17 protein-coding genes, 1 tRNA gene and 1 riboswitch are annotated in these 17,288 nt (G+C 66.3%); of the genes, 8 read left to right on the top strand and 10 right to left on the bottom strand.

Annotated features, from left to right (window positions below):
• Position 1 precedes the first annotated feature (1 nt).
• The 5 genes from JOE31_RS19520 to JOE31_RS19500 form a co-directional block, all read right to left on the bottom strand.
• On the bottom strand, positions 2 to 928 hold the full coding sequence (locus JOE31_RS19520; RefSeq protein ID WP_209747411.1) for a dolichyl-phosphate beta-glucosyltransferase: 927 nt from the start codon (positions 926 to 928) through the stop codon (positions 2 to 4).
• 139 nt (positions 929 to 1,067) lie between these two features.
• The gene (locus JOE31_RS19515) at positions 1,068 to 1,622 is read right to left on the bottom strand and encodes a hypothetical protein (protein WP_209747409.1); all 555 of its coding nucleotides are present in this window, start codon (positions 1,620 to 1,622) and stop codon (positions 1,068 to 1,070) included.
• Positions 1,623 to 1,772: 150 nt separating this feature from the next.
• Positions 1,773 to 2,549, bottom strand: coding sequence for a hypothetical protein (locus tag JOE31_RS19510; protein ID WP_209747407.1), 777 nt, complete (start codon positions 2,547 to 2,549; stop codon positions 1,773 to 1,775).
• Positions 2,549 to 2,733: riboswitch (cyclic di-AMP (ydaO/yuaA leader) on the bottom strand. It overlaps the preceding gene by 1 nt.
• 139 nt (positions 2,734 to 2,872) lie before the next feature.
• Positions 2,873 to 4,405: a HAMP domain-containing sensor histidine kinase gene (locus JOE31_RS19505; protein ID WP_209747405.1), complete on the bottom strand. Its 1,533-nt coding sequence runs from the start codon at positions 4,403 to 4,405 to the stop codon at positions 2,873 to 2,875.
• A 3-nt stretch (positions 4,406 to 4,408) separates the two neighbouring features.
• A complete protein-coding gene (locus tag JOE31_RS19500) occupies positions 4,409 to 5,149 on the bottom strand; it encodes a response regulator transcription factor (RefSeq protein WP_028271072.1) in 741 nt (246 codons plus the stop codon).
• 246 nt (positions 5,150 to 5,395) lie between these two features.
• Here JOE31_RS19500 and JOE31_RS19495 point away from each other — a divergent pair, with 246 nt between their 5' ends.
• From JOE31_RS19495 to JOE31_RS19465, 7 genes are all read left to right on the top strand, one after another.
• Positions 5,396 to 5,674 carry a hypothetical protein gene (locus JOE31_RS19495; RefSeq protein WP_209747403.1) on the top strand — a complete coding sequence of 93 codons (279 nt, stop codon included), beginning with the start codon at positions 5,396 to 5,398 and terminating at the stop codon, positions 5,672 to 5,674.
• On the top strand, positions 5,656 to 6,186 hold the full coding sequence (locus tag JOE31_RS19490) for a hypothetical protein (RefSeq protein ID WP_209747401.1): 531 nt from the start codon (positions 5,656 to 5,658) through the stop codon (positions 6,184 to 6,186). The genes JOE31_RS19495 and JOE31_RS19490 overlap by 19 nt, the downstream gene beginning before the upstream one ends.
• Positions 6,187 to 6,727: 541 nt before the next feature.
• Positions 6,728 to 7,600: a winged helix-turn-helix domain-containing protein gene (locus tag JOE31_RS19485; protein WP_011690524.1), complete on the top strand. Its 873-nt coding sequence runs from the start codon at positions 6,728 to 6,730 to the stop codon at positions 7,598 to 7,600.
• A 279-nt stretch (positions 7,601 to 7,879) separates the two neighbouring features.
• Entirely contained in the window at positions 7,880 to 8,083 is a 204-nt protein-coding gene (locus JOE31_RS19480) for a dodecin family protein (protein ID WP_011690525.1), read from the top strand.
• Positions 8,084 to 8,140: 57 nt separating this feature from the next.
• Positions 8,141 to 8,668: a histidine phosphatase family protein gene (locus JOE31_RS19475; RefSeq protein ID WP_209747399.1), complete on the top strand. Its 528-nt coding sequence runs from the start codon at positions 8,141 to 8,143 to the stop codon at positions 8,666 to 8,668.
• Between the two features lie 133 nt (positions 8,669 to 8,801).
• Positions 8,802 to 9,488, top strand: a complete 687-nt coding sequence (locus JOE31_RS19470) for a hypothetical protein (RefSeq protein WP_245199273.1) — start codon at positions 8,802 to 8,804, stop codon at positions 9,486 to 9,488.
• A 45-nt stretch (positions 9,489 to 9,533) separates the two neighbouring features.
• Complete coding sequence (locus JOE31_RS19465) at positions 9,534 to 10,631, top strand: EamA family transporter (protein ID WP_209747397.1); 1,098 nt, start codon at positions 9,534 to 9,536, stop codon at positions 10,629 to 10,631.
• Positions 10,632 to 11,158: 527 nt separating this feature from the next.
• Here the strand turns inward: JOE31_RS19465 and JOE31_RS19460 are convergent.
• The 4 genes from JOE31_RS19460 to JOE31_RS19445 all read right to left on the bottom strand — a co-directional run bounded on the left by JOE31_RS19460 (position 11,159) and on the right by JOE31_RS19445 (position 16,097).
• Positions 11,159 to 11,776, bottom strand: a complete 618-nt coding sequence (locus tag JOE31_RS19460; RefSeq protein WP_209747396.1) for a TetR/AcrR family transcriptional regulator — start codon at positions 11,774 to 11,776, stop codon at positions 11,159 to 11,161.
• The gene (locus JOE31_RS19455; RefSeq protein WP_209747394.1) at positions 11,773 to 13,809 is read right to left on the bottom strand and encodes a YhgE/Pip family protein; all 2,037 of its coding nucleotides are present in this window, start codon (positions 13,807 to 13,809) and stop codon (positions 11,773 to 11,775) included. The genes JOE31_RS19460 and JOE31_RS19455 overlap by 4 nt, the downstream gene beginning before the upstream one ends.
• Complete coding sequence (locus JOE31_RS19450) at positions 13,806 to 14,543, bottom strand: ABC transporter ATP-binding protein (RefSeq protein ID WP_209747392.1); 738 nt, start codon at positions 14,541 to 14,543, stop codon at positions 13,806 to 13,808. Before JOE31_RS19450 ends, JOE31_RS19455 begins: the two co-directional genes overlap by 4 nt.
• Before the next feature lie 87 nt (positions 14,544 to 14,630).
• Positions 14,631 to 16,097, bottom strand: a complete 1,467-nt coding sequence (locus JOE31_RS19445; protein WP_209747390.1) for an NAD(P)/FAD-dependent oxidoreductase — start codon at positions 16,095 to 16,097, stop codon at positions 14,631 to 14,633.
• Positions 16,098 to 16,269: 172 nt separating this feature from the next.
• Between JOE31_RS19445 and JOE31_RS19440 the strand changes: the two genes are divergently transcribed.
• Positions 16,270 to 16,998: a FadR/GntR family transcriptional regulator gene (locus tag JOE31_RS19440; RefSeq protein ID WP_209747374.1), complete on the top strand. Its 729-nt coding sequence runs from the start codon at positions 16,270 to 16,272 to the stop codon at positions 16,996 to 16,998.
• A 165-nt stretch (positions 16,999 to 17,163) separates the two neighbouring features.
• Here the strand turns inward: JOE31_RS19440 and JOE31_RS19435 are convergent.
• A tRNA-Arg gene (locus JOE31_RS19435) sits at positions 17,164 to 17,237 on the bottom strand.
• Positions 17,238 to 17,288 lie beyond the last annotated feature (51 nt).

The following is a 17,288-nucleotide window of genomic DNA, read 5'->3' as shown; positions in this document are numbered from 1 at the left end:
GTCATCGCGGCGGTGGAACACCCGGCGCGAGTTGGGCCCGCAGTTCCGGAACCGGAATACGGCCGGCCGCCAGGTCGCGGCTGAGGCGGACCATGCCGCGAAGATCGGCGAGCGCGGTCTGGAAAAGGTCCACACCGGCGTCGCCACCGTCGGTCCAGTCCACCGGGACCTCGTGTACGCGGAGTCCGCATCTTTCGGCCAGGACCAGCAGTTCGGTGTCAAAGAACCATGCGGTGTCAGCCGTATGCGGCAGGATGTGCCGGGCAACATCTGCGCGGATAGCCTTGAAGCCGCACTGCGCGTCGCTGAAACGCGCACCCATCAGCGCATGCAGCAGAACGTTGTACCCGCGGGAGATGAACCCCCGCCACGGTCCGCGGACAACGCGGGAAGTTCGTGCCAGCCGCGATCCGATCGCCAGGTCCGAGTGCCCGGAAAGAAGCGGGGCGACCAAGGGGGCGAGCGCAGCGAGGTCGCTGGAAAGACTCACGTCCATGTAGGCCAGCACGGGTGACGGCGAGGCCAGCCACACGGTGCGGAGCGCGTTGCCGCGGCCTTTGGAGGTGAGCCGGACCACGGTGACCTCGCGTAGTTCCCGGGCCACACGCTCGGCGGTCTTGAGCGTGCCGTCGGTGCTGGAATTGTCCGCCACCGTAATCCGGAACGGGTAGGGAAACGTATCGGCCAGGTACAAGTGGAGCTGCCGCAGGGATTGCTCCAGACCCTGTTCCTCGTTATAGACCGGGATGACTACATCCAGCACCGGCGCAGCGGTTCCTGTGGTGCCGGTCATGTGCGTATCAACGGGCGCCCGACGGACGCGACCCTGCCGGGGGAACGTCGGGGCGGGAGGACCCGGCCGGGCGTCGACGGCGGCCCGCGGTTGCGGGTGCAGCAGGGTTCCCGTGGCCAGGTCTGTGGGCGTCATGGTTCAACTATGGCGCCGCAGCATATGAAGGATTTAGGCCAAAGCTGTGCAGCTGCTGTGGGCTCTGTCAGGACCGGAACAGGAACGGAAGCGGCAGCGGTGCTCCCGCCGTCATTGGTGGGAGCACCGCAGCCGCGGTTTATGCGTCAGGGGCGAGTAGCGAACAGATGTTCGTGGCAGTGCCGGATCCTGAGAATCTCCGCAATTCGTTGCCTTTGGAATCCACAGAGAAGTTGACATTACCCCGTGTGAGGAATAGCCCGTCAGGAGACGGGAGCTGAAGGAGGCTATTGCCCGTAGCCTTCACCTCGACCACGTTCTCGCTCGGGAACGAAAAGAAAAGGACGCCCGTGATGACGTAACTGGCGGTCTTTCCGTCTGGCCCCGTCAGCGTTATCTTCAGCCTCGGGGAAGTGCTGATGATGTCCCCGGAGGGAGTCGTGATGTTCTTGGCCTTGCCGGTGACTTCACCGGTGACAGGAAATCCACAGCTCGTGAAGGTGGCGGGTCCGTCCACGGTGATCGGCGGGCCCGAAGGGGCGGCGGCGGCCGGAGCGGCGGCTGCGAAGATTGAGGCCAGGACGGCCGTCGGAACTAACCATTTTTTCATTGTTGTGCTCCCTGCATCTTGATGACGGCGCTGGGCCGGCAGCCGCTGGGAAGACGATTGAAAGCGGCGGCGACCCAGAGTCACTCCTCGACCTTGTGAAAACCTTGTGGCTCCGTAACGGAGAGAAGGTCCCGTCCAACAAGAAGCACCACGCCAATACGGCCGGAGGCCCCGAACCCAAGCATGGATTCGGGGCCTCCGGTGTTGCGAGCCAAGATGGCTTCGTGTGCCGGTTTAGTACCAGTTGTTGGCGTAGTGGAAGTCCAGGGCGCCGCAAGGGGAGCCGTACCGTTCCTTTACGTAATTCAGGCCCCAGTTGATCTGGGTGCGGAAGTTGGTCAGATAGTCGGACCCGGCGCTGGCCATCTTTTCCGCCGGCAGCGACTGGACGATGCCGTACGCGCCACTGCTGGCGTTCGTGGCAGTGGTCTTCCAATCCGATTCCTTGGTCCAGAGCGTGGTGAGGCACTGCATCTGGTCAGCCGCCCAGCCGTACGTTCCGAGCTGCGAGGCGGCATACGCCTGGGCAGCTGCGGGATCGTCAACAGCTACGGGCGGTGCCGGGGCCGGAGCCGGTTCGGGGGCCGCGGCAGGTGCAGGAGCGGCGGCGGCCGCAGGCGCTTCCGGTGCCTTCTCCTCCGACGGCTTCTCCCCGGAGGACTGCGCGTTCACGCTGACAGAGGACGGAGCGGGCATGGCGGAAACGAGGATTTTTTCGAACGCGAGCTTCGATTCGGCGTCGGCAGTGGTTGCGGCACTTCCCGCGCCCGTTGCCGATGTTGCGGGGGCGGCGGGTTCGGAAGCCTGGCCGGCGGCGCCGACGCCAATCAGCACCGCGCAGGCGGTGGTTACTACTGCGGCCCGGCGGCCGGAGCCCTGCAGGCTGGCCGCGAACCGGGACAACGGGGACGTCTTGGCGGCTGGTTCGGCGCGGTGGCGTGAGCGGTGCGCAGGCGCTGCGGACGTGCGGGAAGCGGGCTCAGGACGTACTTCTGGCGTGGATTTAGTCATGGTTGCCTCTCGATGCCGGCGGAGTTAGCTGTCGGGTTCGGATGAGGTCATCCGGCCGCACGGAACTTCACGTGTCGGCTTCACCCCAAGGGCGGCAATGCAGAATGCCCGGAGACCTGGGTCCCCCGCCTCTGCCTGATCATGAGGAAACCCGGGTAGCGGCAGAGTTTGGCGTCCATCCGGATATGCGGCCGGAACGGTGGCCGCACTCCAAAAACGGTACAGGAATCTTGCGATTAAGTCACATTTCGGTAACGAGGATCACGACGGCGGCGCGTTGGCTTGCGTAACTGCCTGCACTGCAGGCCGGGCTTCCGGTGCGGCTACGCTTCCGGTGCTTCTCCCGGGAGGCGCAGCGCAAACTCTGTGCGTCCCGGGCGGGAAGTGACCTCGACGGTTCCACCATGCGCCTCCACAATCGACTGCACGATCGACAGCCCCAGCCCGCTCGTGCCCTCGGCAGCCGCAGCGCCCGCGCCGCCGGAACCCGACGCGGAACCTGCAGGACTGGTTCGCGCGGCGTCAGCCCGGGCAAAGCGGGCGAAAACCCGGTCCACAAATTCCGGCGGGATCCCGGCACCGTTGTCCGTTACGGTCACCACAGCGCTGCCGTCGGCCGACCGCATCACTCCGGTGACCACGGTGGTGCCCGGTTCCGTGTGCTTGCGGGCATTGGAGAGCAGGTTGGCCATCACCTGGTGCAGCTGCTTGGCATCCCCGCGGACCACCACGGGCTCTTCCGGGAGCTCCAGCTGCCAGATGCGGTCCGGTGCCATGACCTTCTCGTCGCTGACGGTTTCCACCGCAAGCTGCGTCAGGTCCACATCGCTGATCTTGAGCGGCTGGCCTTCGTCCAACCTGGCCAACAGCAGGAGGTCCTCCACCAGGGTGGTCATCCGTTCGGACTGGCTCTGCACCCTGGCCAGCGATTTCTGGCCGTCCGGGGTGAAGTCCTCGGTCATCCGCATGAGTTCCGTGTAGCCGCGGATAGCGGTGAGCGGCGTGCGCAGCTCGTGCGAGGCATCGGCCACGAACTGGCGCACCTTGGTTTCGCTCTGTTGCCGGGCCTCAAGCGCCTTGGAGACGTTATCCAGCATGAGGTTGAGGGCGTGCCCCACACTGCCCACTTCGGTTCCGGGATGCGCGTTCGACGGCGGCACGCGGACTGCGAGGGCCACCTCGCCGGCGTCGAGCGGCAGTTTCGAAACCTGCGTGGCGACCTCGGACAGTTGCTCGAGGGGTTTCATGGTGCGTCGGATCAGCACCGTTCCGGCAAGGCCGATCAGTACCAGGCCGCCCATCGACACGATCACCATCGTCCATACCAAGGAGTTGAGCGTGTTCTGTTTCTCGTTGAGGGGGAGCCCGGTGACAATCACGTCCCCGTATGGCGCCGCCACCGCCACCAGGCGGTAGGAGCCGGTGGACAGTGCCCGATCGACGGGCGTTCCGTCGTGCTGGAGTGCCAAAAGAACCTGGTTATCCTCGGGGGAGAGGGACGCCACGGTGGCGTCTTTGGCGAGGAACCCGGCGCTGCTGACATTCCCGTCATCTATGCGCGCGATGAGCGTCCCGACACCTTGGCCCGGGCCTTCGAACCCGTCCTGCCTGCCGGACGGGTTGCTGGGGCGTGGCCGTCCCGCCTCGTTCGATAGCCGTGAGGCCTGCCCCAGTCGTTCATCAAGCTGCCTGGTCAGGAAGGAATCCATGGAGGCATAGCTGAACAGGCCGATCGCGCCGCAGATCGCCACAAGGAGTGCCATGGCCACGAGTACCAGCCGGGTGCGGAGGTGCCAGGTCGAAGGATCAAGCCAGCGGCGGCGGTCTTTGCGGGTTTCGCCGGAGAGTGTGGGCACCGCTCAATCCGCCGGTTTGATGACGTAGCCCGCGCCGCGGACAGTGTGGATCATGGGCGGGTGCGTGGCATCCACCTTCTTGCGCAGGTAGGAAATGTAGAGTTCCACGATGTTGGCCTGGCCGCCGAAGTCGTAGTCCCATACGCGGTCCAGGATCTGGGCCTTGCTGACCACCCGCTTGGGGTTCTCCATGAGGTAGCGGAGGAGCTCGAACTGGGTGGCGGTCAGCTGCAGTTCCTCCCCGGCCCGGGTCACTTCGCGCGTGTCAATGTTGAGGACGAGGTCGCCCACCACCAGTTCCGCGGTGTCCATGGCGGCCACTCCGGAGCGCTGGACCAGCCGGTGCAGGCGAAGGAGCACCTCTTCCATGCTGAAGGGCTTGGTGACGTAGTCGTCGCCGCCGGCCGCCAGGCCGAGGATGCGGTCCTGGACGGCGTCCTTGGCCGTCAGGAAGAGGGCAGGCACCTCCGGCGCGAAGGCGCGGATCCTGGTGAGCAGCTCAACGCCGTCGAACCCCGGGAGCATCACGTCCAGCACCAGCACGTCCGGGCGGAACTCCTTGGCAAGTTTTACGGCTTCCGGGCCGTCTCCGGCGACGGCAACGGACCAGCCTGCCATCCGCAGGCCCATGCTCATGAGCTCGGAGAGGCTGGGTTCGTCGTCAACCACCAGGGCACGGATGGGGGAGCCGTCCGGGTGGGTGAGCTGGGGAAGGTTGTTAGTCATGGAGTGCGAAGTGGCCATGGGACAACTCTCCGATCTGCGGTTTAGCCGGCCCTATGGGGATCCTGTGGGCCAGCTGTGAATCCCAGCCTAGCGAGCTGAACGCAACGCCGGGCCCTCCGTGGGCTGCCCGGCGAGGATCGGCTGCATTCCCGGGGTGAAACCAGCTTCGGAAAGGTCACAGCTTGACCTCTTGCCCCGCACAGGCTCCGCACAGGAACGCTTCGGAGTCTGGGTGGACAAAGCCCCAGGCCCAAGGAGTACGCCATGAACAACCACCACAGCACGCCGGTTCCGGACAACGATTCCGACGGGACCCCGGAAGACCGGCCGGTCCCTGCAGGCGGTCGTGTGAACATCCCCGTGAGCAGCCCCGCCAACGGCGGGCAGGCGTCCGGGTGGGGAGTGCCGCCGTCGGCCGCTGCTTCCGGTTCGCTGCCCGAGGCGGGATGGGGATCATCCCGGCCGTCCGCTAGCTGGGGTACCCCGCCGCCGGAGCGGCGGCTGTTCTCGCAGGCGGGGCCGGCGTGGGCATCTATGCGCTGACCTCCAGCTCTGCGGCGGCTGACGGCACGGGCGGCGCAGGTGCAGGTGGACTGCAGGAAACATCGCCGGGCGGCCGCGGCGGCGCGCAGGGCGGTTTTGCCGACGGCGGGATGCCGCCCCAGGGCGGCCCCGGCAACTTCGCCCCGGATGGATTGGGCGGAATGGGCGCCGGAGTGTCCGCCGCAGTTCACGCCGAGTACGTGGCCCTCGAGGACGGCGCCTACGTGACCAGGGTGGAGCAGCAGGGAACGGTCACCGAGGTGAACTCGGGCTCCGTGACAGTCAAGAGCACGGACGGCTTCAGCCGCACCTATTCACTCGGTTCGGACGTGACGGTGAGCAATCAGCAACGAAGGCGTCAACAGTCCGGCGCTACGGGCACCAGCCAGCTCACTGTGGCTGACATCGTGTCCGGGGCGATGGTACGAGTCGTTGCGGGAAAGGATGGTGACAGCTTCCCGGCGGAGTCCGTCCAGCTGGTAGTAGCGACGCTCACCGGACAGTCCAACTGAGCCGGCCGGCGGGACGGCGGGGCTACGGGGGACGGAATTTTTCTGTGTAGCCCGGCCGGGGGCTGGACATGTGCAAAGCGCGTCCTCCGTATTTCAGCAATTCCAAGCTGACTGAATTTTCGCACCGAAAAGACGGGTTCCGGAGAAGAAAATTCGGCTATGGAGAGAATCCGATCGATCGTTCTGAAAACACCTGTTATATTATTGGCATTTCAGAATCGTGATTTGGACCACAATGCGGGATTTTGTCTCACGATGCGGACCATAGTGTCCATTGTTACTTGCAAGTTTTCATTGTTACGTTGCACACTTCAATTGTGAACAAGAACTCAACAGCACCTGCAGCCGCAGAATCCTGGACCAGCCCACCCGCTGGCGAAGACATGCGCTGTTGTCGAATGCACGCCTAACTTCCCCACCCCGAGAAGTTTTTAGGCATTCGCCCCTAGCCCAGCGTCGGGCGCCCCTCCCCAGATCTCATTGCGGGGAAAGACAGCATTCGAGCCGCGATGACGGCCATTCACATTGAGGTAAGCATTCCATGTCAGTTGCATCTGGATACGTCCACATCTCCGTCCGAAACGCCAACAAGGGCGGCCAGCCCTCAGGCCTCCGCCAAGGATTCGGCGCCCGTCCGGCGTTCGCCCCGGCAGCCCCCGGCAACAGCTTCCCAGCCCCCGGCTACGCGCCCCAGGGCTACAACCCGAACTCCTACGGCCAGCTTCGCGCTGTCCCGGCCGCCGAAGCCGCCCCGCAGACGGCCCCCACCCCTGTGATTGCACCGGCCAACGGCAGCGCCGTCCGCCCCGTCGCAAACGAAAACGTAGCCCGTGGATTTGTCCTCTACATGGGCATCGACGAGGAGACTGCGGCAGCAGCCGGAACCTCCATCGCGAAACTTGCCCAGGAAATCCGCGCCTACGCCCAGTCGCTCGTCTCCGGTGCGGAGAGCTACGCCGCGGTGGCTGTAGCCCCCGCCAGCGCCCCGGGTTCCGCGCTCGACGTCGTACGGTCCACCTTCGGCGACCCCACCGTCAACTCCCGGCAGCGCACCGAGACCACCCGGCTTCCCCAGCCGCAGGATCCCCGGCCGTCCGGCGTCCTCATCGACCTGGCCCGCCGCGAAGTCCACCTCGACGGCGACTCCCTGAACCTCACGTTCAAGGAGTTCGAACTCCTCAACTACCTCGTCGAAAACGGCACCCGCACCGTGGGCCGCGACGAACTGCTCGAGGGCCTGTGGCGCAACGCCGAAGAGGTCCCCAACGAGCGCACCATCGACGTCCACATCCGCCGCCTCCGCTCCAAGCTGGGCCGCCTCGCCAACACCGTCCGCACGGTACGCGGCCAGGGCTACCGGTTCTACGAGCACCCGGAGGTCGTCGTCTGGGCCGCTCCGGAATACTCCATCTAGTCTTAGACCTGTTCGAAAGCGCCCGTTCCCTGCCTAGGGGGACGGGCGCTTTCGCTTTCGCGGCGCAATCCCTCGGCGCCTGCGCTCGTTCCTCACGCAACAACGGCGCTTTCGGGATGTGCCGCTACGCTTCAGCGCCCTTGACCCAGCTGAAAGGGCCGCCTTCCCGCGGGTGGGCTCGCGGAGCATTGTGCCTCCGCGGCTTAGTTCCTATGGCCCTGTTGGTGCTGGGTGGTGCGGCGTAGTCTCTGATCGTCCATCCGACCATCAGGAGGAACTATGTCTGTTGCACGCATTACAACCCTGAGCTCTAATTCAAAAACCTCGTTCGATGCAGCCATCAAAGAGGGCATCGAGCGCGCCAACAAGACGCTTCGGGGCGTCACGGGGGCGTGGGTGAAAGAGCAGAAAGTCGAAATCGCGGACGGCGCCGTCGTCGCGTGGCACGTTGTGCTTGAAGTGACCTTCGTACTGGAGGACTGAACCCTGTGCAGGGCGGCCGTGACCTGAGGGGCAGGGCCGCCGCACTAGGATTGGGGCATGAGCGAGCATCACATCAGGCGTTTGATCCTCATGCGGCACTCCAAGGCAGACTGGCCCGGAGGAGTGCCCGATCATGAGCGCCCGCTGGAGGAACGCGGGCACCGTGAGGCTCCCCTGGCCGGGAAATGGCTGCTCAAGCACGGGGTGGTTCCCGATTTCATCCTCTGCTCCAGTTCGCTGCGTACGCGGCAGACGTGCACCTGGGTGTGCGCGGAATTAGGCGACAAAGCCCCGACGCCGAAACTTGAGGACGGACTCTACGGCGCGTCGGCGCTGCGCATGCTGAAGGTCATCAACCACGTCCCGGATACCGTGACGACGCTGATGGTGATCTCCCATATGCCCGGCGTCCAGGATCTTGCCATGCACCTGGCGTCGCGCGATTCCAACCACGACGCCTATATGGACGCCGCCACCCGGTTTCCCACCAGCGGCCTGACTGTGCTGGAAACCGACAAAACCTGGGCAGAACTGGACGGCCAGGATGCCCGGCTCACGCACTTCAAGGTGCCCCGGGCGCACTAAGGGCGCTGGGGGGACCGCGGCAGCCCCTTGCACCTGACTCCTGCCCCATCTGCCGCCGTGTTCATGGTCAGCACGGGGTTTGTGATGTTTACTGGAGATATTCGTCAGCGGCCCCGGTTAGAAGGAGATCATCGTGGACTCAGGACAGCTTGTGGGGATCATTATCGGCGTCGTTGTGGTGATTGCGATCGTAGCAGCGGTGCTCTTCTTCAACCGGCGGCGCAAGGTGGAAGCGGACAGGAACCGGGCCGCCGAAATGCGTGAAAAAGCCAAAGCCGACGAGCTCGGAGCGCGGGATCGCGAGGCCAAAGCGGCCCGCGCCGAAGCCGATGCCAAGCAGGCCGAGGTCGAGGCAGAGCGCCTGCGCCGCGACGCCCGCGAAAAGCAGGCGGAAGCCGAGCGCGTGCGGGCCGCGTCGCAGGAGCAGCTCCGCAAGGCCGATGAGGTTGATCCGGACGTCGTCACAGCCGACCGCCATGACGCCGACCGGCACGAGGCTGATCGCCACGACGCCGACCGGCACGACGAAACCGTTCCTGCGCAGCCGCAGACGCGCGCAGAAGCTGGAACCCGCGGTCGCGGGGACAACGTGCCGGCGACAGCCCCTGGCACCGCAGCCCCGGGCACGGCAGTCCCAAACACCGCAGAACCCGGCCATACCGGACCAGCCGCGACTGAACCGGGCGCACCACGCCCGCAGGACGTCACCGACCGCGACGCTGCCCAGCGTGACGTCACCGACCGCGACGCCATCAAGCACGACCCCTTGCCTGATCGCGGCGCGGACGGGACGCCGGGAGAGCGCCCGCGGAATCTTTGAAACCTCATCCTTTGACGTCCCAGCACTGAACCGGCAGCACGGAGCATGAACCTTCGCCATTCCGCCCTCGCGGTCCTTGTGGCTGTTCTGTGGGGCGCCAACTTCGTTGCGATCGACCTTGGCCTGCACGCCAACGGCACGGAGGTGCCGCCGCTGCTCTTTGTTGCCATGCGCTTCGTTCTGGTCGTCTTTCCGTGGATCTTCTTCATCCGCAGGCCGGACGTCAGTTGGCGGGCCATCGTCGGCGTCGGCCTCTTCATGAGCGCCGGACAATTCGGCCTCCTCTACCTGGCCATGGCGCTAGGCATGCCCGCAGGGCTCGCCTCGCTTGTCCTGCAAGCCCAGGTGCTGCTGACTGTTCTCCTTGCGGCGGGAATCCTGGGTGAGCGTCCCAGCGTGAGGCAGTTTGCCGGCGTCGTCCTCGGAGTGGTCGGACTCGCGGTGGTGGCGGTCGGCCGCAGCATGGTCGCCCCGGTCCTTCCCCTGCTCATCGTCCTGGCTGCTGCACTGTCCTGGGCGGCCGGCAATATCGTCGCCCGGCAGGCCAAAGCGTCGTCCGGCCTGGGCCTTGTGGTGTGGTCCGGTGCAGTGGTTCCGCTACCGCTGATCGGCCTGTCCCTGTTGATCGACGGGCCGGCCGCCGTGGGCGGCACCCTCGCAGGCTTGCAGGCGGTCACCATCCTGAGTGCGATCTACACGGCCGTCCTGGGGTCCCTGGTGGGCTATGGAATCTGGAACTGGCTCCTGGGAATCTATCCGTCGTCCGCCGTGGTTCCGTTTACGCTGCTTGTCCCTGTGGTGGGAATGACGACGGCGTGGCTGGTCCTGGGCGAGGTGCCTTCACCGGCCGAAGTGGCAGGCGGACTCCTGCTGCTGGGCGGGGTGGAAATCGCCGTCCTCCTGCCGGGCCGGCAGGGCGCCACACCCGGCCAAAGGCGATGGCATGCTCAGCGACGCGATGTAGCCTTCGCCGGGGACGCGGGCGAGGGTTTGGCCGCCGGCTTTGGCACGGATTTGGGTGCGGCGGACTTGGGTGCCGGCCGGGCCGCACGAGGGACCGCGGACTTGGCCGAGGACGACGCGGGCCGCTTGGCCGCGGGGGTACGGACCGCTCCGGATCGCGACGCCGGAACACGCCCGTAGGTGGTCCCTGCGGCAGGGCGGGGCGTCGGTCTGGCCGCCGGCCGCCTCGCTGCCGCGGGCTTGCGCCGTCCGGATTGACTGCGTCCGGACGGGCTGCGTCCGGACTGGAGCCGCTTTCCGGCCGGCCATACCGCCCCGGCGAACAGAACCATGAGCGTCCCCGCGCCGGACACTGCAGCAAGGTAGAAGTAGATATCGGAGTCCCGGGTTGTCACCGCCGCACCCAGTGAATCCGCCTCCGCGGTGAACGCCAAGCCCCACATGCGCAGGAACGCGATGGTGAACCCGATGAACAGGCTGGTGCCGATCCCGCCCGTCAGCAGGGCAAGGTGGCGTCCCCGTGCCACCACCTGGATGACGCAAGCAAGGTAGCCCACGGCCACCGCCCCGAGGAACGTGAACAGCACGGCCTCTTCGAGCGTTATCGCGGTCAGCACCAGGAGCCCCGCGGCGGCACAGGCCGCTGCGATAGCTATCCGTCCGCTGTTACCCATGTGGCGCATGTGACTTATCTTCCCCGATGCGGGCTACTTCCGGACGTAGCCACGCATGATTGCCATAATGGCCGCGACGCTTTGTTCGCGGGTGCGTTCAGGGTTGTAGGTCTGGCGGTCCAGGCCCACCACGAAGCACGCGCCGAAGATGGCAGTCTCCAGGCTGCCCCGGGAGATGGACTCGTCGACGGGGTACCGTGCGGCGACGCCCTCGATCGCGCCGCCGATCACTGCGAGCAGGCGGCCCCGGAGCTCCGCAAAGGTATCCTGCCATTCGCTGGGGGTCCGCCAGTTTTCGCTGACCCAGAGCCTGGCGAAGGACGGGTACTCCGCCATGAAGTCCATCGCCTGGCCGATCATCTCGTCCATGGCGGCCAGCGGATCGGCGGAGGAGTCCTGCACGCTCAACAGCCGGGCGTGCAGGATGTCCACCCCGTGGCGCAGGAGCTGGGCGATCAGGTCGGACTTGCTGCCGAAGTTGTAATACACGGTCCCCTTTGAGACGCCGGCCGCGGCGGCGATCTCATCCACGGTGACGCCGGCCGCGCCGCGCTCGCCGATCAGCTCCATGGAAGCGTCGAACAGCTTCTGCTTGGTGGCATTGGTACGTGCCGGGCGGAGCTTCTTTTCGCCGGCTTCCTGCATGCTCATACGGCGATCTCCGGTTTCAGGGACTTCAGGGTCCAGAACTTGTGCTTGCGGACGGCCAGCGTTGACAGCGCGGCCCCCAGCACAGTGTAGCCAAGCAGGCCCGCCGCGATAGGCAGGATCATGGACAGGTCCGCGCCGTAGATCAGGTGCCGCATGCCGGTCACCACGTAGCCCATGGGGAGGATTTCATGCACCACGTGCAGGGGCTGGGGTGTGGTCTGCCAGGGGAACGTGCCGCCTGAGGACACCAGCTGGAGCACCAGCAGGATCAGCACCACCAGCTTTCCGGGGGAGCCAAGCAAGGCAACGATGCCCTGGATGATGGAACTGAAGGCCATTGCGGCCGCCAGCATGAACAGCCACATCAGCACCGGATGCGCCGGGTTGAGGCCCAGCGCCACATCCACCACCAGGGTGAGCAGGCTCGCCTGGACAACGGAGACAGCCAGGAACGGCAGCCAGCCGCCCAGGGCGATCTTCCACGACGGCGCGTTGGAAGCCAACGCCCGCTGGGTGACGGGACGCATGGCCTGGATCAGCATGAAGATGCCGATCCAGAGCGCCAGAGTCAGGAAGAACGGTGCCAGGCCGGCTCCGTAGGACCCTGCCTTGGCCTGTGAGACGTTGCTGACAGCCACGGGATCGGCCATGACCTTCGACAGGCTGTTCTTCTGGGCGTCATCGGGATTGGGCACCTGGCCGGCGCCCTTGCCGAGCTCCGAGGCCAGGGTGCCGGCTCCGCCCGCGGCCGTAGCGGCGCCGTCCTCAAGCCGCGCCGCACCGCCGTCGAGCGCTCTGGCACCTTCGGCGAGCTTCGCGGTGCCGTCCACGGCGCTTTGCTCGCCGGCGGCCAAAGCGGCAGTCCCGGTGTGCAGCTGGTCTGCGCCCGCGGACGCCTGGGCGATGGCGCCGGTCAGGGCAGGTATGGCCGCAGCGAGCCTGGCGGCACCGGCGCTCACCGCGGCCGAACCGTCCGCGAGCTGCTGGATCTGCGCGGCGTCGGACTGGATTTTTGCCTTGGCGTCCGCCACCGGCCCGGCTGCCGCAGCTGCGTCAAAGTCCTTGAGGATGCTGTCCGCCTGCGCCTGGGTAATGATGCCCGCGGCCATCAGCCTGCCGTTGGACTCCACCACGCGGTTCCGCAATCCCTGGTCCGCAGCATTCAATTGCCCGACGACGCCCTGCACCTTGGTATTCAGCGTGGCGTTTCCGGCCGCAACCTGTGCGGCGCCGTCGGCCAGTTTCTGGGAATCGGCCGGCAGGGACGCCGTCTTGTCCTGCAACTGGCCGAGTCCGTCGCTGAGCTGTGCCGCGCCGTCGTTCAGCTGGTTGGCGCCGTCGCGCAGCTTGAGCTGGCCGCTGTAGAGCTCGCCGGCACCGCTGCTGAGCTGCGAGGTGCCCTCGTGCAGGGCCACGGTGCCGTCGTGGAGCTTGCTGACGCCATCGGAAAGCTGGCCTGCGCCGTCAGCCGCCTTGACCATCTGCGTGTGGATGGTGCCCAAGCCGGTGAGCAGCTGGTTGGCGGTTTCCTCGCCCACTTCCTTGGCCACGCTCGAGTGGACGGCAGTGGTCAGCTTGTCCACGATGGTGCTTAGCAAGTAGTTATTGGCGTCGTTGGTGGTCACGTTCAGCATGGCCTGGTTGGCGGCGTCGAAGCTGCCGGGGGACACCAGGTTGGCGGAGAAATCCTTCGGGATCTTCAGGGCGAAGGCGTATTTGCCGCTGCTGACTCCCTGGTCGGCCTGTTCGGCGGAATCCACGGACTGCCAGTTGAACACGTGACCTTCGATGAGGCTGTCCGCCACCTTCCGGCCCGCCTGCAGCTGCGTGCCATCGCTGGAGGTTGCCCCGGTGTCCTCCACCACCAGCGCGGCGTCGATCTGGTCCAGGTTGCTGTACGGATCCCAGTTGGCGTACAGGTACACCGCCCCGTACAGCAGGGGCACCATGGTCAGGGCAAGGATGGTCAGCTTGGGCAGCAGCCCGCCGGTCATGCGCTTGAGTTCGGAGCGGGCCAGCCGCAGCACAGTCACTTTGCGTCCTCTGTTTCGGTTTCGGGGCTGGAGTTTTTGTCCACATCAAGGGACTTCTGGGCCGTTTTGCCCACGTTATCTGGACAAAAACTCTTGTCGAGGGGAGGGCGGGGGACGGCGTTGCCGATCTCGGCGGCCGGGCCCGTCCAGTGGTCCGGGAGGGCAGCGACGGTGGCGACGACGGCGAGGGGCCGGCCGCCGTCGTACGCCAGCTCCTGGAGCCGCGGCAGCCAGTCCGCGGTAACCGCGCTGTGGCGGTCGGGGGAGTCGACCACGAGAAGGTCGGTGTGCGGGTTGGCGAGCGAGAGGGCGGTAAGCAGTTCAATGCGCCTGGCCGGGGCCAGCTGTTCCGCCCACAGGCCGGCGATGTCCTCGAAGCGGTTGACCTTGAGCCACGGCGTGCTGAGCAGGGCGCCGCGGTAGCGCCGCGGGATCAGGGCGAGGTCCTCCGTGACGAGGTCCCGCACGCTCAGGTGCTGTTCGGGCTCGTTGACCCCGGGGGAGTCCACGAGCGAGCTGGCAGAGCGAAGGCGCTTCGTTTTCGCCTCGCCGTCCCAGAGAAGCTCACCGGAAGACGGTTTCATCCGCCCGCTCAGGGTCAGTGCCAGAGCGGTCCTCTGGTCCTGGCGGGCCCCGGAAACCAGTACCAGCTCGCCGCGCCGTGCCCGGAGTGAAGTGGGCGGGAGCAAATCATCACGCCGGCCTTTCACATGAAGCTGTCGAACCGAGAGCATGGAAGCCTTTCGCAGTGGGTGTCTGCATCAAGGCTAACTAAACTGACTGGTCAGTTCAAATAGACCGGGTCGAATGTGATCAACCAGTCAGAGGCCGTACTCCTCGAGCAGCCGCAGCCACACCTCGCTGACGGTGGGGTAGGACGGCACCGCGTGCCACAGCCGGTCCAGGGGCACCTCGCCCACCACTGCGATGGTGGCGGCGTGGAGGAGTTCGGCAACGTCCGGCCCCGCGAAGGTGGCGCCGAGAACCACCTTCCTGTCCTCGTCCACCACCAGCTGGGCCCAGCCCTCGTAATGTTCGGAATGCAGCGAGGACCCGGCCACGCTGATGGGAAGCTCCACCGAGGACACGTTATAGCCGTCCTTCCGTGCCTGCTCCGCCGACCGGCCCACGCTGGCCAGCTCAGGATCCGTGAACACCACGTTGGGCACGGCGTGATCGTTGGCCGTCTGGGCGAAGCGGCTCCACGGCTTCGGTGAACCCCGCAGCTCTCCTTTGGCCCGCGCTGCGATGGCATCCCCGGTGGCACGCGCCGAGTACTTGCCTTGATGCGTCAGCATGACTTTGCCTGCGGCGTCCCCCACCGCGTAGAGCCAGTTCCCGTCGTCGCCCTGGCCGGTGCCGTCCATGCCCTCAACCAAGCCGGTGGTATCCGTGCGGAGCGGCGGCACTTTGCCGTCCGCGGCGCCAAGTCCCACGGTTTCCAGCCCCAGCCCGTCCAGTGCGGGATGGCGGCCGGTGGCGACGAGGAGCCGCTCAGCCCTGATGCTGTCACCGTCGGCCAGGGCCACCGTGAACGAGCCGTCCCCGTTCCTGCTGACCCGCTCCGTGCCGGTGTTGAGGCGGACGTCCACGCCGTCGGCCCGGAGGCCGGCCAGCACCAGACTCGTGGCGTCCTTCGGGTACATACTGAGTAGCCCGCCGCGGGCCACGAGTGTCACGGCGGAACCCAGGCGGGCAAAGGCCTGCGCCAGTTCGGTGCCGGCCACCCCGCCGCCGAGGACCGCCAGGCTCTGCGGGACGCTTCGTGCGGACGTGGCCTCGCGGGTGGTCCAGTAGTCCAGCCCCGCCAGGCCTGCAACCGGCGGCGCCGTGGGTGCCGAACCGGTGGAAAGCACGACGGCGTGCCTCGCCGAGAGCAGGTAGCTGACGCCGTCCCGCCCGGCTACTTCGACGGCCCGCGGGCCGGTGAGACGGCCGCGGCCGCGGATCAGTTCGATTCCGGTGTCCTTCACCCATTTGACCTGGCTGTCATCCTGCCAGTTGGACGTGAAGTAGTCCCGGCGTTTTAGGACCGCCGCGGCATCCAGGGTGCGCGTGACCGCCTCCTCGGCGCCGGGGACCGTTTGCGCGCCGTGGAGGGCGGTCCCGGGTCGGAGCAGGGCCTTGGACGGCATGCAGGCCCAGTAGGAGCACTCGCCGCCCACCAGCTCCGCCTCGATCAGGACCGCGGTGAGCCCGCCCTGGACCACCCGGTCCGCGACGTTTTCCCCCACGGCTCCGGCACCGATCACAATGACATCGAATTCGCGTTCAACTCTGGCCGTCATGGCACCAGACTACGCCCGGCGGCGGCACGGCCTGCGGCAAGAAACCACAGGAGGCGGCCCAAGGAATCGGGGCCGTGTTTGGCGCGGGCGCTTAACAGAAGGTGGGACATCCAATATTGTTTGCTGTGACCCACTCCGTACGGTGGTTCAGGACTCTCGGTTAGGGGAACCCATGACAACACCAGGCGTTGCTTCGCAGGCGCGCTTCAGCGCGCAGGCGCGGCTCCGCGCTCTCCAGGCGGACATCATGGAGCTCATCCTGGAGCGTGAACTTGAAGCGGGCGATCCGCTCCCCACGGAAAACGAACTGGCTCTGGCCCTGGGCGTGGGACGCAATACCCTCCGGGAATCGCTCAAAGTCCTCCAAGCGCTCGGTGTTGTGGAGATCCGGCACGGGTTCGGCATGTTTGTGGCGCCCAGCAACTTTGATGCCCTGGCCGACGGCCTGACCTTCCGCGGTAGGCTCTCGCTGCGCCACAAGGGAGGGGAAGCGCTGGAACTGGTGGATGTCAGGCAGGCGCTCGAATCAGGCCTGATCGGGAGCGCCATGGACACCATGACGTCCGGCCAACTGGCCGCCATTGAGGAATCCGTGGTCCGGATGGAGGAGCTGGCAGCCGCGGGGGAGACGTTCGTGGAAGCGGATGCAGAGTTTCACCGGCGCTTGTTCGAACCGCTCAATAACGCCCTGCTGATCAGCCTGCTTGCCGTTTTCTGGAAGGTGTACCGGCAGATCCACCTGGAAGTCGGTGCAGGCACCGAGGACCTCACGGAGACGGCCGCTGTCCACCGCCGCATCTACGAAGCCGTGGCGGACGGGGACAAGGCGCTGGCTGCTGAACGGCTCAACCGCCATTTCGACGGCATCCGCCGCCGCATCTACGACGCAATAAACGAGTAGGTCCGGCTGAGGGCTGGCAGCCCGCACCGGGGCAGCCCGCCCCGGGGTCGCCCGCCCAGGCCAGGCCGGGCCGGAGGCGGACCCGGCCGGAGACGGGCGCACGCGTACCAAATTGAAACAAAAAAGATCCGCACCGGCGAACCGGTGCGGATCTTTTCTTCTTTGTGCGCCCAAAGGGATTCGAACCCCTGACCTTCTGTTCCGTAGACAGACGCTCTATCCAGCTGAGCTATGGGCGCATTCTCGGCTCCGGGAGTTTTTCGTTCACCCCTGAACCTCGAATTACTTTA

Source organism: Arthrobacter sp. PvP023, from assembly GCF_017832975.1.
Lineage (GTDB): Bacteria > Actinomycetota > Actinomycetes > Actinomycetales > Micrococcaceae > Arthrobacter.
This window is presented reverse-complemented; position numbering and strand designations above follow the sequence as displayed.

Coding starts and splice junctions, on each gene's coding strand:
- JOE31_RS19480 (WP_011690525.1), top strand. CDS start 7,880: ATGTCTGTTGCACGCATTACAACCCTGAGCTCTAATTCAAAAACCTCG.
- JOE31_RS19445 (WP_209747390.1), bottom strand. CDS start 16,097: ATGACGGCCAGAGTTGAACGCGAATTCGATGTCATTGTGATCGGTGCC.
- JOE31_RS19495 (WP_209747403.1), top strand. CDS start 5,396: ATGAACAACCACCACAGCACGCCGGTTCCGGACAACGATTCCGACGGG.
- JOE31_RS19510 (WP_209747407.1), bottom strand. CDS start 2,549: ATGACTAAATCCACGCCAGAAGTACGTCCTGAGCCCGCTTCCCGCACG.
- JOE31_RS19440 (WP_209747374.1), top strand. CDS start 16,270: ATGACAACACCAGGCGTTGCTTCGCAGGCGCGCTTCAGCGCGCAGGCG.
- JOE31_RS19465 (WP_209747397.1), top strand. CDS start 9,534: ATGAACCTTCGCCATTCCGCCCTCGCGGTCCTTGTGGCTGTTCTGTGG.
- JOE31_RS19460 (WP_209747396.1), bottom strand. CDS start 11,776: ATGAGCATGCAGGAAGCCGGCGAAAAGAAGCTCCGCCCGGCACGTACC.
- JOE31_RS19475 (WP_209747399.1), top strand. CDS start 8,141: ATGAGCGAGCATCACATCAGGCGTTTGATCCTCATGCGGCACTCCAAG.
- JOE31_RS19520 (WP_209747411.1), bottom strand. CDS start 928: ATGACGCCCACAGACCTGGCCACGGGAACCCTGCTGCACCCGCAACCG.
- JOE31_RS19485 (WP_011690524.1), top strand. CDS start 6,728: ATGTCAGTTGCATCTGGATACGTCCACATCTCCGTCCGAAACGCCAAC.
- JOE31_RS19500 (WP_028271072.1), bottom strand. CDS start 5,149: ATGGCCACTTCGCACTCCATGACTAACAACCTTCCCCAGCTCACCCAC.
- JOE31_RS19450 (WP_209747392.1), bottom strand. CDS start 14,543: ATGCTCTCGGTTCGACAGCTTCATGTGAAAGGCCGGCGTGATGATTTG.